General features: G+C 67.2%; 10 protein-coding genes and 2 pseudogenes. 9 read left to right on the top strand and 3 right to left on the bottom strand.

Going from position 1 to position 17,568, the window contains the following annotated elements:
• The first annotated feature begins 638 nt into the window (after positions 1 to 638).
• From ACZ60J_RS16125 to ACZ60J_RS16085, 9 genes and pseudogenes are all read left to right on the top strand, one after another.
• Positions 639 to 3,194, top strand: a complete 2,556-nt coding sequence (locus tag ACZ60J_RS16125) for a Z1 domain-containing protein (protein WP_469682351.1) — start codon at positions 639 to 641, stop codon at positions 3,192 to 3,194.
• Positions 3,191 to 4,213 carry a PD-(D/E)XK motif protein gene (locus ACZ60J_RS16120; RefSeq protein ID WP_469682349.1) on the top strand — a complete coding sequence of 341 codons (1,023 nt, stop codon included), beginning with the start codon at positions 3,191 to 3,193 and terminating at the stop codon, positions 4,211 to 4,213. The genes ACZ60J_RS16125 and ACZ60J_RS16120 overlap by 4 nt, the downstream gene beginning before the upstream one ends.
• Positions 4,210 to 6,153: a hypothetical protein gene (locus ACZ60J_RS16115; protein ID WP_469682347.1), complete on the top strand. Its 1,944-nt coding sequence runs from the start codon at positions 4,210 to 4,212 to the stop codon at positions 6,151 to 6,153. Before ACZ60J_RS16120 ends, ACZ60J_RS16115 begins: the two co-directional genes overlap by 4 nt.
• A 65-nt stretch (positions 6,154 to 6,218) precedes the next feature.
• Positions 6,219 to 7,046, top strand: coding sequence for a hypothetical protein (locus tag ACZ60J_RS16110; protein ID WP_469682346.1), 828 nt, complete (start codon positions 6,219 to 6,221; stop codon positions 7,044 to 7,046).
• Positions 7,046 to 8,869, top strand: a complete 1,824-nt coding sequence (locus tag ACZ60J_RS16105) for a DUF6339 family protein (protein WP_469682345.1) — start codon at positions 7,046 to 7,048, stop codon at positions 8,867 to 8,869. Before ACZ60J_RS16110 ends, ACZ60J_RS16105 begins: the two co-directional genes overlap by 1 nt.
• Positions 8,870 to 8,878: 9 nt before the next feature.
• Positions 8,879 to 9,523 (top strand): annotated as a pseudogene (locus ACZ60J_RS16100) (DNA cytosine methyltransferase); the annotation flags it as partial.
• A gap of 393 nt (positions 9,524 to 9,916) precedes the next feature.
• Entirely contained in the window at positions 9,917 to 10,240 is a 324-nt protein-coding gene (locus ACZ60J_RS16095; protein WP_469682462.1) for a DNA cytosine methyltransferase, read from the top strand.
• 661 nt (positions 10,241 to 10,901) lie between these two features.
• Positions 10,902 to 11,495, top strand: coding sequence for an SMI1/KNR4 family protein (locus ACZ60J_RS16090; protein ID WP_469682343.1), 594 nt, complete (start codon positions 10,902 to 10,904; stop codon positions 11,493 to 11,495).
• A gap of 293 nt (positions 11,496 to 11,788) precedes the next feature.
• Positions 11,789 to 12,538, top strand: a complete 750-nt coding sequence (locus tag ACZ60J_RS16085) for a hypothetical protein (RefSeq protein ID WP_469682341.1) — start codon at positions 11,789 to 11,791, stop codon at positions 12,536 to 12,538.
• A 760-nt stretch (positions 12,539 to 13,298) separates the two neighbouring features.
• Here ACZ60J_RS16085 and ACZ60J_RS16080 read toward each other — a convergent pair.
• The 3 genes and pseudogenes from ACZ60J_RS16080 to ACZ60J_RS16070 all read right to left on the bottom strand — a co-directional run bounded on the left by ACZ60J_RS16080 (position 13,299) and on the right by ACZ60J_RS16070 (position 17,391).
• The gene (locus tag ACZ60J_RS16080) at positions 13,299 to 13,976 is read right to left on the bottom strand and encodes a helix-turn-helix domain-containing protein (RefSeq protein ID WP_469682339.1); all 678 of its coding nucleotides are present in this window, start codon (positions 13,974 to 13,976) and stop codon (positions 13,299 to 13,301) included.
• Between the two features lie 294 nt (positions 13,977 to 14,270).
• Positions 14,271 to 16,525 (bottom strand): annotated as a pseudogene (gene pflB / locus ACZ60J_RS16075) (formate C-acetyltransferase).
• A 359-nt stretch (positions 16,526 to 16,884) separates the two neighbouring features.
• The gene (locus tag ACZ60J_RS16070; protein ID WP_469682338.1) at positions 16,885 to 17,391 is read right to left on the bottom strand and encodes a hypothetical protein; all 507 of its coding nucleotides are present in this window, start codon (positions 17,389 to 17,391) and stop codon (positions 16,885 to 16,887) included.
• Positions 17,392 to 17,568: the final 177 nt, after the last annotated feature.

Genomic DNA, 17,568 nt, shown 5'->3' with positions numbered 1-17,568 from the left:
CCTGAGGTGGGCGGCCGACCCCTGGGTGAGCTGTCGGCTCCTTGGTGCCGACGGCCCGATGTCAGTGATGTCCTTGCCGGTGTGCAGGTCGATGGCGGAGTCGGCGACCTCTGCAACCGAAACACCCTGCTGAAGGTCAGCGCGGGGCGGCGAGCCGACCGCTCCGTGCCGGCGCCGGACCATGAGAGGCGCCCTGCGCGCAGGGGAAGCCTGAGGAGCGTCTCCGTGTATCCGTGAAGGTCGCCCACCGGTCTCCGTGGAGGTCGAGAATCGGCCATTCATCGGTGACGGTCATGGAGCGGTAGTTCCAGGCCGTGTGCGGTTGGCGCATCCGGTGTCGCCAGGCTCGGCCCCGATCGCTCAGGGGCGCCGGGGTGTTTCGTGGCATCCGGGTTCGGGGGCCCCGGCGGATACGGGCCGGCACCGTCGTAGTCCGGATGTCGAGATCCGCCGGCGGACCGTGACTTTAGGCCCGTGTGCAGGCTTGGTGCGCCGCATACTGTGTGACGTTGCATGAGGTGTCACATGGCGGATGCCTCGGTGCGCCTATGTCGTTCGCTGCGTGAAGCCGCAGGGTCGGAGGGGTTCCGAGGATCTTTCCCGCCGCAGCGAACGAGAGCCGGGGGTAGCCGCAGCCTATGAGCGACGAATTCGACGCCATGTACGAGACGTTCACGGCGATCTTGGACTCGTTCCCGCCCGCGGAGGCGGTCAAGCGGCTGGAGCAGTTCGGTATCAGTCCGGACGTCGTGCAGCGGATCCGTGAGAGGCACGAGCAGAAGACGATTCTGATCAAGGAGCTCGAAGAGCCGCATGCGGTGATCCTGGGCAACCGCGACACCTGGTACACGGGTCCGCGGGCCAAGGACAAGTGCTGGCCCGCGATCGAAGACCTGCTGATCAAGGACCGTTGGCCGCGCGAGCCGGCGATCCGGAGTCTCGACGAGTCCTCCACGCGCATCATGTCCCTGCTGAACCACCCCAAGGAGAAGGCCTTCTCCACCCGGGGACTCGTCGTCGGCTACGTGCAGTCGGGAAAGACGACCAACTTCACCTCGGTTATGGCCAAAGCCGCGGACCGCGGCTACAAGCTGTTCATTGTCCTCGCGGGCATCCACAACGGTCTTCGGCGCCAGACGCAGGCGCGACTGGAACAGCAGCTGGTGATGCCCAACCCCGCGATGTGGTCGCAGCTCACAGGGCTCGACAAGGATTTCACTCCGCAGGAGAACCCGGCCTCCTACTTCGGGAAGAGCAACAAGACGCACGTGTTGTGCGTGGTGAAGAAGAACGCGACGGTCCTGCGCAAGCTCTCCCGCTGGCTGGAGAAGGCGTCCGACTACCTCGTGGACTGTCCGGCGCTGATCATCGACGACGAGGCCGATCAGGCCACCGTGGCGACGAAGTCGATCAACCCGCTCATCCTGGACATCATGGGTTGCCTGCCGAAGTCCGCGTACCTCGGGTACACGGCCTCACCCTTCGCCAACCTGCTGATCGACCCGAGTGCCGAGGATCTCTACCCCAAGGACTTCGTCGTCAATCTACCGAAGCCGCACGGGCACTTCGGTACCGAGGTGCTCTTCGGACGTTACGCCCTCGACGGCGAGGATCCGGCTCAGGTCGACGACGGATACGACATGATCCGGTCCGTTCCTCAGGACGACGTCGCATGCGTGCGTCCCGAGAAGAAGGCGGATGTAGAGGGGTTCGAGCCCGTCATCACCGACACCCTGCGCAGGGCGGTCGAGTATTTCTGGCTCGTCACGGCGGCCCGACGCGCACGCGGATCCGGCAACCCGCACAACACGATGCTGGTCCACACCAGCGTCAACACCTCCGTGCACAACAGCTTCAAGCGCCCCCTGCAGCACCTCTGCGAGCAGGCGGCGCAGTCCCTCACGGACGCCGATTACCTTGATCGACTGCGTGTTCTCTGGGAAGAGGAGACCGCGAAGGTATCCGCGGAGGACTTCGGTGAGACCCGCGTGCCCTTCGAGCAACTGGTGCACGAGCTGCCGGCGGTCCTTCGCAAGTGCCGGGTCATCATGGACAACTCCAGCAGTGAGGACCGTCTCGACTACGAGAACGGCCCGGTCGTGGCGATCGCCGTGGGAGGCAACACCCTGTCGCGTGGTCTCACCCTCGAAGGGCTGTCCGTCAGCTACTTCGTTCGCGCCGTGTCCGCCTACGACACGTTGCTGCAGATGGGCCGATGGTTCGGCTTCCGCAACGGGTACGCCGACCTTCCCCGGATTTGGATGACCGACGAGCTCGCCGAGTGGTTCCGTCACCTGGCCACGGTCGAGACCGAGATGCGTCGGGACATCGACGTCTACATGACAGAGGACGAGACCCCCCTCACCTTCGCCGTGCGTCTGCGCACGCATCCGGCCCTGCGCGTGACGGCCGCCGCCAAGATGCGCGATGCCGTCACGGCGGCTTCCTCCTACGGTGGCAAGCGGGTGCAGACACACTTCTTCCACACCGACCGTGACTGGCTGAGCGGCAACATCGCCGCCGCGCGTTCGCTGGTGGAGGCCTCGGTCGCCAACGCCGTCCGCGCCGATCAGCGTCCCGAAGACGGACGGCACGTCTTTCGCGACGTCCCGCACGAGGTCGTCACCGAGTTCCTGTCGACCTACAAGTTCCACGAGAACTCTCCGGAGAACGATCCCGAGCTGATCATCGGCTACATCCGAAAGCGCATCGCAGCGGCGGGCTCGTTGGGACGATGGAACGTCGCCGTCATCGGCAATTCGGCGGGGGACCGGGACTTCACCTTCGCTCCGGGCGTCACCGTCGGGCGGAACCTCCGTGCACGGCTCGCTGTCACCAATCCCACGCCCGGCTCCGCCGACATCAAGACGCTCATGAGCCGTCGGGACGCCGCTGTGGACTTGATCGGAGAGACGGCGAAGCTGACGGAGGAGGGAATCATGGAGCTGCGTCGTGTCCAGGCCCCGGACACCGGCCTGTTGGTCCTCTACCCGATCGACAGGGTCTCGGAGCCCATCCCTTCGAAGAAGCTGCGTACGGCCTTGAACGCCGAAGAGCACGTGATCGGTGTGGGACTGGTCTTCCCGGCGCCACGGCACGGCGACAGCACGGTGGAGAAGTACATCTCGGCCAAGCTCCCCAACATCTCGATCGAGGACGAGGACTTCAGCTTCCTCGACAGTGACGACGCATGAACGAGGAAGTGCTGCGCAAACTCATACAGGAACGTTGGGCCGAGCTCGAAGCGGAGCAGACCGCGGGCGAACGCAGTCTGAGGGTCGCCGAGCTGCCTGTGGTGGTCGACCAGGGTCCGCTGGCCGTGGCCGTCGACAGCGAGGGGCATCGGCACGTCCTCGTGCCGATCCAAGCCAACCGAAAGCTCCGCTCCGGCCTCGACGGTCCCGGCCTCCAGCTCCGCCGACGTGCACTCGAGGGCGAGGAGACGTACCAGGTCTACGCCGACCTGGCCTGTCGGGGCGAGGATCTGGACGACCTCTTCACCGAGCTGTGTGTGGACGTGCTCGGCGAGACTGGAGAACTGCCAGAGAACCCGGTCAAGGCGCTCTACCGGGTTCTGGACCGTTGGAGGGCCCTCTTCCGGACACGGGGAGCGCGGCTCGGCCCGGACCAGGTCGCGGGCCTCTTCGGCGAACTCCTGGTACTGGAGCGGCTGCTCGCGAAGGACCCGAGCGGGCACCGCCTGTGGCGTGGCCCGGAGGGCCACCCCCACGACTTCTCCAACGGGACCACCGCCGTCGAGGTGAAGTCGAGCACGGCCGAAACGGGCCGGCGGCCACGGATACACGGGTTCGCCCAGCTCGAAGCGCCGTCGGCCGGAACGCTCTGCCTGGCCTGGTTCGGCCTGCGGCGCGCCACCTTGGACGGCAAGGGGGTCGCCCTCGTGGATTTGGTCGACCGACTGATGCACATGTGTGATGACGAGAAGGCCCTCCTTGCACGGCTGGCTCGGGTCGGATACCTCCCCCTCGACGCGGAGCAGTACCGGGATGTCCGCTTCGTGATCGCCGAGGAGCGCTGGTACCGAGTCGGTGCAGGCTTCCCCCGTCTGGTGGGGCAGAGCCTCGTCGCCGGAGTTCCGGCCCTGGTCTCGGACGTTTCGTACACCATCGACCTGTCGGGCGAGACGATCGGGACCATGGGGCCCGGCGAGGTGTCGCAGACGGTCGACTACCTGATTCAGGAGTCGCTGTGACGGCGCCACGATGGGTCTCCCAGCCCTACCCGCCGGAAGGCGCGAGTGCCGCGGAGGGCATTCGCAACCAGTTGGGACGCCCTGAACTCGATCTGCTGACGATCCTGGTGAGGGAGTCCGCACAGAACAGCTGGGACGCCCGGGTCCCTTCGTCCTCCGAGCCTGTCGACTACGGCATCGACATGTGGACGGTCGGGCCGGCCCACGCCGAGTCCTGGCGTCGACTGCTGCTCGACGGGGCTCCCGCCGGAGTAAACAACTTTCCGTTGCGCGAGACCGTCAAGCAGGGGGCGATCCGCGTGCTGGCCGTCTCTGACCGGGGCACGCGCGGGCTCGGAGGGCCGACCCGCGCTGACACGGCCGTGGGTCCCGACCGTGATTTCGTCTCCTTCGTCCGCAACATCGGAGAACCGCGCAGCACAGCTCTGGGTGGAGGCACCTACGGCTTCGGCAAGGGCATCTTCTACCTGTTGTCGAGGTCCGGAACCGTCCTGGTGCACTCTCGGTGCCGCACGGAGCAGGGCGGCGCCCAAACACGTCTCATCGGGTGCGCGCTCTGGAAGAGTTACGAAGGTGTGGGCCCGCACGCCGGCCGCCGCTTCACCGGCCGGCACTGGTGGGGCGACACTTCGGGAGATGTGGTGGAGCCTCTACTCGGACAGGAGGCGGAGGCTGCGGCCCACCGGTTGGGCTTGAAGCCGTTCGGCCCCGACGAGACGGGGACGACCGTGGTCGTCATCGACCCGATCCTGGACGGGCTCACGACATCGGAGGCCGCGGACTACCTCGCCGAGTCCATTACCTGGCACCTGTGGCCCAAGGCGATCGCGACCGGAGGCAGAGCACCCGCCATGCGGTTCTCCGTCACCTGTGACGGGGTCGAGCATCCGGTGCCGGACCCGAGGGAGACCCGTCCTCTCGACATGTTCGTCGCCGCCTACGAAGCGATGGCCGGCCCGGACGGCGCCGAACTGGAATGCAAGAGCCCCAAGCGACACCTGGGGCGCCTCGGGTTGGTGAAGCGGATCATCCCGCCGCTGGAACCGACACGGGCATCCCGCATGCTGGACATCGAGGACCTCGTCCACCACGTGTGTCTCATGCGCCCCGCCGAACTCGTCGTCACGTATTTCTCCGGGCCGAAACCCCCGAGCGAGAACCAGGGCTACGCCGGGGTCTTCCGAGCCGACGAGACCATGGACGAGATCTACGCGAAGGCCGAACCGCCGACACACGACGCCTGGAACCCCCAGTCGCTCGAAAGACCCGAGAGCACATTCGTGCACACGACGTTCAGGCGCATCAACGAGGCTCTGGAGGGGCTGCTCACCCTCGGCGGCGTCGCCAAAGCCGGGACGAGCAGCGTCCCGTTGGGGGCGGCGAGCGCGTTCTTCTCCGGGTTGGTCGGCGGCGCGTGGGGGATCGGCGGAGCCACCGCCTACGCGAAGCCCGGCAGCACGGCCACCCGCGCCTCCAATCCCGAAAAGGTGAGGGGAGCCGCGTCCGGCGCGAAGCCGGATCGCCTCGACGACGACGTGGCGACCTCCGGCGGAGTCCCCGGGACAGAGGGCACCGGGCACGGCGCAGCGGGCGTGCCCCGCCGTCGCCCGCGCGTGGAGTACGTGGGCGACCCCTACTACGACGATCACGACGACGACTCCGTGCTGATCCAGAACTTCCGCCTGCCTGTGAGGGGGCCCCAACGAGTTCGGATCGACCTGGCCATCGTGCTTCCGGGTTCCGGGGGTCGAGAGACGGACCCCCCGCTGGGCGCGAGCATGCCCCGGCTCGTCGGCTGGGAGAGCGGGGACGGGCTTCTGTACACCTCCGAGACCTGCGTGATCGAGGGAGGGGACGCCGTCTGGCGTGCCGTCGTGCGGCCGGCGGCGGACACCATGACCGAGATCGGCATCAAGGTCGAGGCGGTGGTGGGTTCGTGACACGACGTGTCCTTCCCTATCGTGTCCCCTCCGAGGACGTCGTCGGCGCCGAGGTATGGCACTTGGTGACCGAGGACGGGGAGGTGGCCCTTTCCGAGGCCCTTTCGGACTGGGACTATCGGATGGACCTCCCGTTGCGGAGGGTCGTACGGGTGGATCTGGACCGAGCCAGGTCGGAGTCGGGCCTCCGCGCGAACGCCGCGCTCATGCTCTCGGTCGTCTGGACCGCCACGGGCTCCAACCTCAGTGGGCCGGCTCGACATCTGCGGCTGACCGGTACCGGAGTCGTCGATCTCGTGCTCGACGTGCGATTGCGTGGCGCCGACCTGGGAGGGTTGCTCCTGCTCGACACGGCGCTCGTACTGGCTGAACGGCTGAGTAACGCCCGTCCGTCCGCCCCCCGTAGAGCGGGCTCCGTGCTGTGGAGCGACCGCCGGTCGCTGCGTTTGCAGGGAGACGCTCCCCAGTTCCCCATGGCGGTGATCGACTTCGCTCGTACCTCCTTCCCCGATGACGCGGCTTGGCACCTGCAGATCAGTGGAGGATTGGAGAGCGCCACCATGGGCTCCCTGCTGTTGTTGGTCAACGAGCGGAACACCGTGACCGCCACCGCATTCCGAAACGCGAGCAAGCCTCGGGCGGTCGATCGGATCGTGCTGTCGGCGGTGTACGCGGACACCGCCCGCATCATGATCGAGCACGCTCTTCACATCGACGAGTTCGTCGAGGACGTCGACTTCCCCGACGGGTCCCTGGGTGCCACCCTGATGAGTCTTTTCGACCGGCTCTTTCCGGGGCGATCGGTCACCGACATGCGGCTGCGCCAACGACAGTCGCCGGCCCTGTTCGCCTCGGACCTTCAGGCGGCGGTCAGAATCTTCGAGGTGTCGTGATGAGCTTCCTCTATCCTCGGCTCCTCGCCGACCAGGCCAAGCCCCTTTTCGAGGAGTACCGGAACCTGACCGTTTCCGAACTCACCGGGCGGGTGGACTCGTCCCACGAGTCGGCGGTGTACGTGGCCACGGGAGGGGACCGGGTCTCCGCCGCTCGGCTCCTGGAACTGCGTGCGGCCATCGTCGACCTGGCCCGGCGGTCCGGCTTCCCCGACGACACAGATCGCACCCGAAACGCGGAGTTCGACCTCCGGCTCGCGGCCTTGCTGCACGCCGAGACGGGCATGGTCCCGGCCGAGGCCGCCTCGCGTGACGTGTGGGCCTTCCTCGCGGTGGTCCTCCTTCCGGACGTCGCGTTCTGGCGTTACCCCAAGCCCCCCGCGGACCGTGTTCTCGGTACGGACCTGACGCGGCACGTCTTCGGGCGCCTGTGGTGGAGGGCGCAGCTCGTGCACTCCTCGGACGCTGCGGAGCCGTACGAAGCCCTGAAGATTCTCGGGGAGGCGGCATTCGACCAGATCTACGCCCGTCGTGCGGCCCTGGGAGGCAGCCCCCATCTGGTGCGGGCCATCCTGCATGTCTGGAGCCGACTGGATCTCACCGGGCTGAACGAGCGCGACACCCTCCGCGATTTCCTCAAGAGACTGCTCCGGCTCGCACCGTTCGTCCTGTTCGACGGTGTGGAGGAAGACGCGCTGGTCGAGGAACTGCATAGTGTCGCCGGGGAGTCAGTGGACGCGCAGCGGCGTGTGTCCGTGCCGGCGGCCGGGCCCACATCCGATCCCGCTTCCACCGCGACCGAACCGGTGTCGGGGACGGATCCGCGGATCGCGGTCTCCCATCCCGTGTCCCCTGCCTCCCAGGTGGCGCCGCGTCGCTTCACATCGGTGGAGCTGTGCGCCGGGGCGGGCGCCCAGGCGCTCGGCCTCGAGCTGGCAGGTTTCGACCCGGTCCTCCTCATCGACAGCAAAGCGGATGCCTGCTTCACGATCGACCTCAATCGTCCGGATTGGGAGGTCGTCTGCATGGACGTGGCGCAATTCCACCCGAGCATGCGGCCGGAGACAGTGGGGGTTGATCTGCTCAGTGGTGGCCTTCCGCGAGTTAAAGCCCAGGCTGCCGTCAGTCGTCCGGAGGACGACAAAGAACGTCACGTACTCAAGGCCGCGATCGCATTGGCGCGAGAGATCAAGCCCAGAGCCGTGCTGCTGGAGAACCTTCCCGAACTTGTAGAGGGGCAGAACTTCGAGGAGGACCGAAAAGAGATCGAGGATGTTCTCGGTGCTCTGGGATATCGAACGGCGTGGCGTGTGCTGAACGCTGCAGATTTCGGAGTTCCGCAGAATCGCAGCAGCGGATTTCTCATCGCGTTGAGAGAAGCGGATTTCCCCGGATTCCGCTGGCCTGAACCGCACGATCTTCCCCCTCCGACCGTGGGTGAGGTCCTCGGCCCGTCCATGGCCGTACACGGTTGGCCAGGGGCCGAACGCTGGATCAAGGGTGCCGATCGCATCGCACCTGCGGTGGTCGGAGGGTCCGACCGTCGGGGTGGCGCGGACCTCGGTCCCACCGGAAGCAAGAAGGCGTGGGCCGCGCTCGGGGTCAACGGCATCAGTCTGGGTGACAGTGCACCAGACGCACAGTTCCCCGTCGATGCCGTACCGAGGCTGACCGTGGACCAAGCCGCGCTGATCCAGGCCATCCCCGAGCAGTGGAAGTTTTTCGGTGGCAAGACCTCCAGATATCGGCAGATCGGACATGCGATGCCTCCACCCCTCGCGGAAGCGGTCGGACGGGCGATCGCAGTGGCCCTGCACGGATAGGATCGTCCCATGCACGCGCGCAGCCCCAAGACCTCCGAGCCCATCACCGTCGTCGATCTGTTTTCCGGCTGTGGTGGCTTCACCCAGGGGTTTCACGAGTTCCGTCCCGAGAGTGGATCCGACGGGGGGGCCGTCTTTCGCAGCATTGCTGCGGTCGAGCACAACAAGGCCGCGGCTGCGACGTATGCCGCGAACTTCGGCAGCGCACGGCTGGAGGCGGATGTCTCGCCGGCCCGTGTGTACGTGGGTGACATCGAGGATTGGCATCCGACGCCGGAGGAACTCCACGCTGACGTAGTGGTCGGAGGTCCTCCGTGTCAGGGGTTCTCGGCCCTGAATCGCACGAAGAAAGGCAGCCACCGAAACCGGCTCTGGGAAGAGTACGTTCGCATCGTCAGGCGTGTTCGCCCGAAGGTGTTCGTGATCGAGAACGTCGACCGCTTCCTGAAGTCGGACGAATTCGCCAATCTACTCGGGGAGGTACAGGAGGGCGGGCTGCTGGAGGACTACCGCCTCGTTGACCCTCCCGGCTGCCTGCCCTCCGACACGCCGGAGGAGCGGAACAAGCGGTACCTCCTGAACGCCGCCAACTACGGTGCCGTTCAGGCGCGTCGACGGGCCATCGTCATCGGAGTACTGCGCAGCGAGTCGAACGATCGGGAGATGGCCTACCCGATTGCGACCCGGACGCGGGCGCCGAAGCGGACGAACACCTCGAAGAAGATCTCCATGCAGCCGATTGACGGGATCGACGAGGGAGCTCTTCACTGGCTGCCCGTCGACAGTGTTTTCGAGGAGTCCTCCCGACTTGGGCTCCGAGGAACCGAGCTGCCGGACGGCAAGGAACACGTCGCCGAGATCGATGCCATGATCCCCGGTTTCTTCAAGACCGAAGATCTTCATTTCGGCCGAAATCCGGAAGAGCTTTCCAGGGCCCGTTACGAGGCCATCCCGCCGGGCGGGAACCGGAAGAACCTGCGTGACACGTGGTATGCGGTCAATGCGAACGGGAAATTTGAATTCTTCTCCGTTCCGAACCCTCCGGGCGTGGTCGCGCCGGTCTCCTATCTCTCGACAGCGAGCTGGGACAGGCACAACAACGGAAGTGGCGATGTCATGGGTCGGCTCCGCGAGGGTGAGCCGTCCGTCACCATTCGGACGGAATTCTTCAAACCGGAGAAAGGTCGCTACCTCCACCCGACCCTGCCCCGTCCGATCACCCACTACGAAGCCGCCCGAATCCAGGGGTTCCCGACCGAATTCCGTTGGTGCGGATCGAAGACCGAAATCGCGACCCAGATCGGGAACGCCGTTCCAATTCCGCTGGGGACGGCCATAGCATCCGCGATCCACGCCTACCTGCGCGGCTGAGAGAGCACAAGGCGGGCCGGCTCGCCGTGCGTCGAAGGCGTAGCCCCGGAGGCTGTTCCGGCTGTGGCTTCGGCGCGCTCCGCTATGACTGCGGGGCCGGCCGGCCCGGCCGGTGACCAGGTGTGGTCTTCCCAAGCGGTGGCACCAGCTGGGTGACATCGTTGCGGTTCCCGTCGGGCGACGACACGGCGGCTGGGATGCCCTGGCCGTCGACGATCGGGTGGTGCTTGCCGACCGGACGCCCACGGTCTACCAGGCAGGCCGGCACCGCTTTGGGCCCCGCCCAGCGGCCCTGGCGTGGGAGGAGTCGATCACTGCGCGTGACCCGTCAGCTTTCGCGACCCGCAGCTTCCTCGGCAACAGCAGGCGCAGATGGTCCCGGACAGCGGCCTCGTAAGGCCCGAGTGTTCATACGCCCAGACTGCCGCACGCGCCCGACGGTTCGGCCGCCAGGGGCAGACCGCAGGCCCGACTTCGCGGACCGCGTCCACGAGGCACGCCCGGCTGCCGTTCGCAGTCAAATGCCGCTCAGGGTAGGGACTTTGTGAAGCCGCGAGCATGTCAACCGTGCTGGTAGAAAGGGTGGGCGGCAGGACGTGAAGGCGATCCCGGCATCAGGCTCACCTTCACCCCGTGCACGTGTAGCGATCAGGGGCCCACCATGACGCCCGCCCCCGACCCCGCGCAGGAACTTGCCACCGAGCGGCAGGTGACCGAGGTGTGGCAGCGCATCTCCAGCTGGCTCGCACAGCATGTGCCTGCTTCTCACGCCGCCCTGCTCCCCGGCCTCACCGACTTGTTCGAGCAGGATCTGGGCGTGCGCATTCCCGTCGAGCGGCGGGCCCTGTGGCACAGGTGCGGCGGAGACGGCGGAACCAACCGAGGAGGCTGCATGCCCGGAAGCATGGCTCTCCTGCCCCGGGAGCAGATTGTCGGCTTCTACCGGCAGCAGATCAACGCGCAGGGTTCCGGCTGGGGTGCCGACTGGATCCTCGTGATGTCCAACAGGGGGGACTGGGCGATCGGGCTGTACCTCGACACCGGAACCAGCATGCTCGGCCAGTGGTCCCGGTACGGCGATACCGAGCTCGACGAAGCCGACACGGTGGTCACCTACCTGGAGGAGATGGCCGACATGCTGGAGTACCCGGCGCTGGCTGCACGGGACCTGCCCGGCCTGGTCGGCGGCCGCCTGGTGTGGGGCGACAGTCTGGACCCCGCTGATGACGCAGCGTGGCGGCCCATGGTTGGGTGATCTCACGCCGACACAGGCGCCAAGTCCCCTCCCCGGCCCGGCGAGTGGGGGAGGTGCCTTGGTGCTGTCGGCCGGCGCAGGACCGCGTTGAGGTTGTTGACGGCCCGCCGGAACGGTACTCGATGGCCGGCAGGCTTGAGCCGAGCAGGGGCCGTTCGGAGGTGAAGTCGAGACGGAAGCGGCATGCCACGCAACGTTGAGGAATGCGAACGGGATTGCGATGACGGACAGGTACCGTTTGGTCATGGGTATTGCGGTGTCGGCACAGTGATTCCCTTCGATGAGGTGCCGCCGTGGCGATGAGGGACCGTATAGACCTGCATCTGGCCGGCGTGCGCCTGGGCCTCCGTAGGGAGCGGTGGCTCACGGCAGGCCTGTACGCATCGCCTGTCCTGTGGCGGCACCGAACGGGTTCGTACGTATCGGCCGAGCACGGCCCGGTCACGGCCCCCGATGCCGTTGCCGTACAGATGGCAGGACCGGACTGGGGAGTTGTTCTGTCCGTCGAACTGCAGGCCGACGGAACGGTCGCTCTGGCCTACCACTCCTCCCTCGGGTGGGTGCAGGAGCGCAGACGTGTCCGCTCCCTCGAAGCATGGGACGCCCTGCTGGACAACGCCGTGCAGAACGGTCACGCACTGACCTTGCAGCATGCCCAGTTGCTTGCCACCAGTTGCACGACGGGCTGGCTCGACTGGTTGCACGGTGAGTTGTGGCTACTGCCGGGCTCGCTGGTCCGCATGCGGGGCGGATTTCGCGACGCGTTCGTGCGGTCACTCAGCTCCGGTGTGCCGGAACACACCGCCACCACTGTGATCAGCTTTGATCCGGCGGCCGTCCTCGCAGGGCACCGCACCAACAAGGTCATCCCCCTCGACGGCATCGGGAACGCCCGTCTGCACCGCGGCCCCATTACGTCCGGCCTTGCCGTGACGATGAAGGACGGCACGCGCCACAAACTGCTGTGGCTGTCCTCCGAGCCGGCTCGCCGCATCCTCGTAGACCGGCTGCTGCCCGTACTCGGCTCCCGCCTGACCCGGTGAGCTGGCAGCCTCCAGGAGCAACTGCCTCTGAACTGCGCGCCCCAGCCCATCGAATTCGGCCTGACGCCGACCACGGTGGAGGCGTCGCCCATCGCGTCTCAGGAACGGAGGTGCCGGCCGCCAAGCCGAGGGCCTCGACGGCGTCCTCGGTGAGCTCGCCGCCCTCGACGGGCGTTGCGGCTCACCCGCACCGTTCGCTCCACTACGAGGCCAAGGGATGCCCACTTGAGAGACGGCGGGACACCTTGGAACTCTCGGTCTGACAACACCCGTCACTCCGGGAGCAGCCCCTACCTCACTGCTCGCTGCCGTGTCATGACCGACGAAAAGCCCGTCAACTCTGCAACGGTAGGGAGTCCCAGCGAAGCCTGCGATCCTGTTCCACCACGGGCATGTCGCGGTCGAGGGGTTGGTTGGTTTCGAGCGACGTGGCGATTGCCACCATGAGCACTGGCAGAGACGTCCACATCTCATGCCTCTGGCGCGAAACGCCCTGCTCCGCGTCGGCATTGTGGACGCGCCCCCGGTCGATCTCGGGACGGTGGTCCAGTACGCATCCCGTCACAGGGTGCTGACAGCCTCAAGGGAGCACTCGGACTGCGGCCGGCTCTGGGCCGGGCGAAGAGACTCCAAGTCCCGATACGCGATGCTTGTTCGCGTAGGACTTGAGATGGTGGCGAGGATGTCCGCCTCTCCTGTTGCCGTTCGTTCGCAGCCTCTGGGCATGGAGGGTTGGGGTGCGCCGGCGGCCGTCGCCGCATCAGCCCCCGGGTGCGAAGTCGATGTGGCAGCCGGAGCCGTGCTGGTCCGGGCGGAGCGTGATCGATGTTGCGGTGTCCGCCACCAGGCCTCGCAGGACGGCTTCGTGTACGGCGCAGACGAGCGGGTTCGAGCGGCGCAGCGGTTCGCCGTAGGGGCAGGCGCGGAGCGGAAGGCTGGTCGGGGAACCTGGGGACGGGGGAGCCTCGGGCGCCATGAGCATGCGGGCGCAGTGCGTGAGGACCCGGTCCGTGGCCGCCGTGTGGGGGAAGCAGGTCCGTGCCAGACGAACACCCCAGGCGTGAGCCGTGTCGAGCACTTCGGCCGGTTTGCCGGTGAGTGCGTCGGCGAGGGTGCCGAACAGCCGGTGGTGCTCGCCTTCCGGCAGGGCTGTGGTGGCGGCGACGTAGCTCAGCCGGGAGCGGCGGCTTCCCTGCCTCGCGGAGTGGACCGGGATCGCGAGTCCGGCTGCGACGAGGGCGCCCAGGTAGTGGCGAAGGGTCGTCGCCGACGGGCCGAGGCGGGCTGACAGGGATGAGAGCGACAAGGGGGAGCCGCTTTCGCGCAGGGCCGCCAGCACGTGCTCCTTGGAGCAGGAAGGTGCGTGGGCGGTCGGAAGGGGAGGTCTGTCCGTGGCCATGGGGGTGATCAGGGCCGCTTCGCCCGACAGCACCGCCATGACGTGCCCGTACGGAGTCGAAGGTCTGTCTCGCCGGGGGCACTGTCCCCGGCGGGGGCAGGGGCCTGGGTGGAGGAGTTACGGGCTGCCGTGGACGGGGTGAGGGGTGCGGTCAGGTCCAGTGCGCAGGTGCGTTGGTTCACGTTGGCTTTCCCGGTGGAGGAGAACCGGTTGCGGCGGTCAGCGGCCAGTGGCCTGGGAGTGCGGACGGGCAGGTGGCCGTCCGGGTGCTGTCTCGCCCGGCCGTCGCGGATACTGCCTGCGGCGGCCGGGCGAGGGGGTGGTCGGTGGCTGTCAGAGGGTGCTGTGGAAGGTGCGGTTGACGACGTCGAGCTGCTGTTCGCGGGTGAGGCGGACGAAGTTGACCGCGTAGCCGGAGACGCGGATGGTGAGCTGGGGGTAGTTCTCGGGGTGTTCCATGGCGTCCATGAGGGTGTCGCGGTCCAGGACGTTGACGTTCATGTGGAAGCCGCCGCTCGCCATGTAGCCGTCGAGGACGCCGGAGAGGTTGGTGACGCGCTCTTCGGGGGTGCGTCCCAGGGCGTCGGGGGTGACGGTGTTGGTGAGGGAGATGCCGTCCTCGGCGTCGTCGTAGGGGAGCTTGGCGACGGAGAGGGCGGAGGCGATGTAGCCGTGCTCGTCGCGGCCGTTCATCGGGTTGGCGCCGGGGGCGAAGGGCTCGCCCGCGCGGCGGCCGTCGGGGGTGTTGCCGGTCTTCTTGCCGTAGACGACGTTCGAGGTGATCGTGAGGATCGACTGGGTGTGGACGGCGTCGCGGTAGGTGGGGTACGTGCGGAGCTTGTCCATGAAGTCGTGCACGATGCGGACGGCGAAGTCGTCGGCGCGGTCGTCGTTGTTGCCGTAGGCGGGGTAGTCGCCCTCGATCTCGAAGTCGACGGCGAGGCCGGTCTCGTCGCGGATCGGGCGGACCTTGGCGTGCTTGATCGCGGAGAGGGAGTCCGCGGCGACCGACAGGCCGGCGGCGCCGAAGGCCATCGTGCGCATCGGGTCGTAGTCGTGGAGCGCCATCTCGATGCGCTCGTAGGCGTACTTGTCGTGCATGTAGTGGATGACGTTCATCGCGTGCACGTACGTCTTGGCGAGCCAGTCGAGCAGCGCGTCGTACTGCCGGGCGACGGTCTCGTAGTCCAGGACCTCGTCGGTGATCGGCTCGAAGCCGGAGGCGACGACCTTGCCGGTCTTCTCGTCGCGGCCGCCGTTGATCGCGTAGAGGAGGGCCTTGGCGACGTTGACGCGGGCGCCGAAGAACTGCATCTGCTTGCCGGTGGCCGACGGGGAGACGCAGCAGGCGATCGCGGTGTCGTCGCCGTACTTGGGACGCATCAGGTCGTCCGACTCGAACTGGAGGGCCGAGGTGTCGATGGCCACCTTGGACGCGAAGTCCTTGAAGCCCTGCGGGAGTCGGGGGGACCAGAAGACCGTGAGGTTCGGCTCGGGGGCCGGGCCGAGGTTGTAGAGGGTCTGGAGGTAGCGGAAGGAGGAACGGGTGACCAGCGGGCGGCCGTCCTCGCCGATGCCGCCGATGGACTCGGTGACCCAGGTGGGATCGCCGGAGAAGCCCTGGTTGAAGTCCTCGGTCCGCAGGAAGCGCACGATGCGCAGCTTGATGACGAAGTCGTCGATGAACTCCTGAGCCTGCTCCTCGGTGATGAGGCCGGCTTCGATGTCGCGCTGGAGGTAGACGTCGACGAAGGTGGAGGTGCGGCCCAGCGACATGGCCGCGCCGTTCTGCTCCTTCACGGCGGCCAGGTAGCCGAAGTAGACCCACTGGATGGCCTCGCGGCCGGTGGTGGCCGGGCCGGAGATGTCGTACCCGTAGGAGGCGGCCATCGCCTTGAGTTCACCGAGCGCCTTGATCTGCTCGGAGATCTCCTCGCGGTCGCGGATGATTGCGTCCGTGGGCCACTGGTCGTCGAGCGCGGCCTTCTCGGCCTGCTTGGCGGCGATCAGGCGGTCCACGCCGTACAGGGCGATGCGGCGGTAGTCGCCGATGATGCGGCCGCGGCCGTACGCGTCCGGGAGACCGGTGATGACCCCGGAGGAGCGGCAGGCGCGGATCTCGGGGGTGTAGGCGTCGAAGGTGCCGGCTTGTGGGTCTTGCGGAGCTTCGTGTAGATCTCCTTGACCCGCTCGTCCGGGGTGTAGCCGTAGTCGGTGAGCGAGGATTCGACCATGCGCCAGCCGCCGTTGGGCATGATGGCGCGCTTGAGCGGGGCATCGGTCTGCAGGCCGACGATCAGGTCCAGGTCCCGGTCGATGTAGCCGGGCGCGAAGGCGTCGATGCGGGACGGGGTGGACACGTCCACGTCGTAGACGCCCCGGGCGATCTCCTCCGGGAACATCCCGCACAGCTTGTCCCACACGGCCTTCGTGCGTGGAGTGGGTCCGGTGAGGAACGAGGCGTCGCCCTCGTAGGGGCGGTAGTTCTGTTGGATGAAGTCGCGGACGTCGATCGCGTCCCGCCAGGCTCCGCCCGTGAAACCGTCCCAGGCCCGCTCGCCGGCCGGGGCTTCAGAAATGGCTGTCATGGGTTCGCGCCTTCCGATTGAGCTGCTGCCCCCCGACTTCTCCATTGGACGACTTTTGATCGATCATTTCGTCCGGTAAAGGTCCCGCACCGAAGGTCCAAGGTCATTCCGGTCCGCGCGACGACACTCCAACTCCGCGGCTGAGAAGGGTCGGAGGGGTGGATCTATCGGACGCGCGCCGACCGGCACGGCATTCTTGATGAAGCCCTGCATTCCGCCCGAATTTGACACTCGGTGCCGATTTAATTCCCTCATGGTGGCACTGAGTGCCATTTAGGGAAGGGTGTCGGTGGTCGCCTTCGGGCCCGTCGGCGCTGTTCTCGCGGATCCGGACGGCGGCCTTGGCGGGCGAGGCGTTCTCACGTCCAGTGGTGTTCGTTGCTCCAGGCGTAGACCGTGTTGCCGCGGACCGCAATCCAGGCCGGGTGCTCGCGGGGTGAGTCGTCGCCGGTGCAGTACGGTGTGGCGTCGTCGGTCAGTCCCTCCGGCATCCAGCGGGGCTGCAGGAACGGGTCCTGCGGTGTGCCGGCGGGTTGGTCGCAGTCGCTGGACGGCAGTGCGGTGGCGCCGAGCTGGAAGCGGATGAGGCGTTCGCCGCCGGTGGTGCTGTAGTCGGCCCGTACGTCTGCGGCGTCCTCGGGAATCCACGAGAAGAGATGACGGGACTGGCCGGCGGTGGCGTCCCGGGCCCGGTCCACGATGAAGCTCTCGCGGTGGAACAGGGTGCTGTCGACTGCGTCGCTCAGGGCGCGGAAGGCTGACGGCCCGTGAGCCGGGACAAGGGTCGCCACGAGGGACATCGTGCCCAGGAACGCGAGCGAGCCCGCCACCAGGGCGGTGCCGACGGTCAATGTGCGGCGGTTCATCAGGGCCTCCGAAATGCGGGTCGGTGCCCTTGACGGGCCGGCTCCCATTGCAACCGGCCATCCGCACCGAAATCGTCATGCACCGGGATGATCCGTCCTAGCTCCTTCGGGCAGGTGACACGCAGCAAGGGGCGCCCGCCCGCGCGGTCGGTGACGTTGTGACCTGCAGTCTTCTCC

The sequence above is a fragment of the Streptomyces sp. NPDC104226 genome, assembly GCF_055584085.1.
Note: the sequence above shows the minus strand (reverse complement) of the source record. Positions and strands in the feature narration are given on the sequence as shown.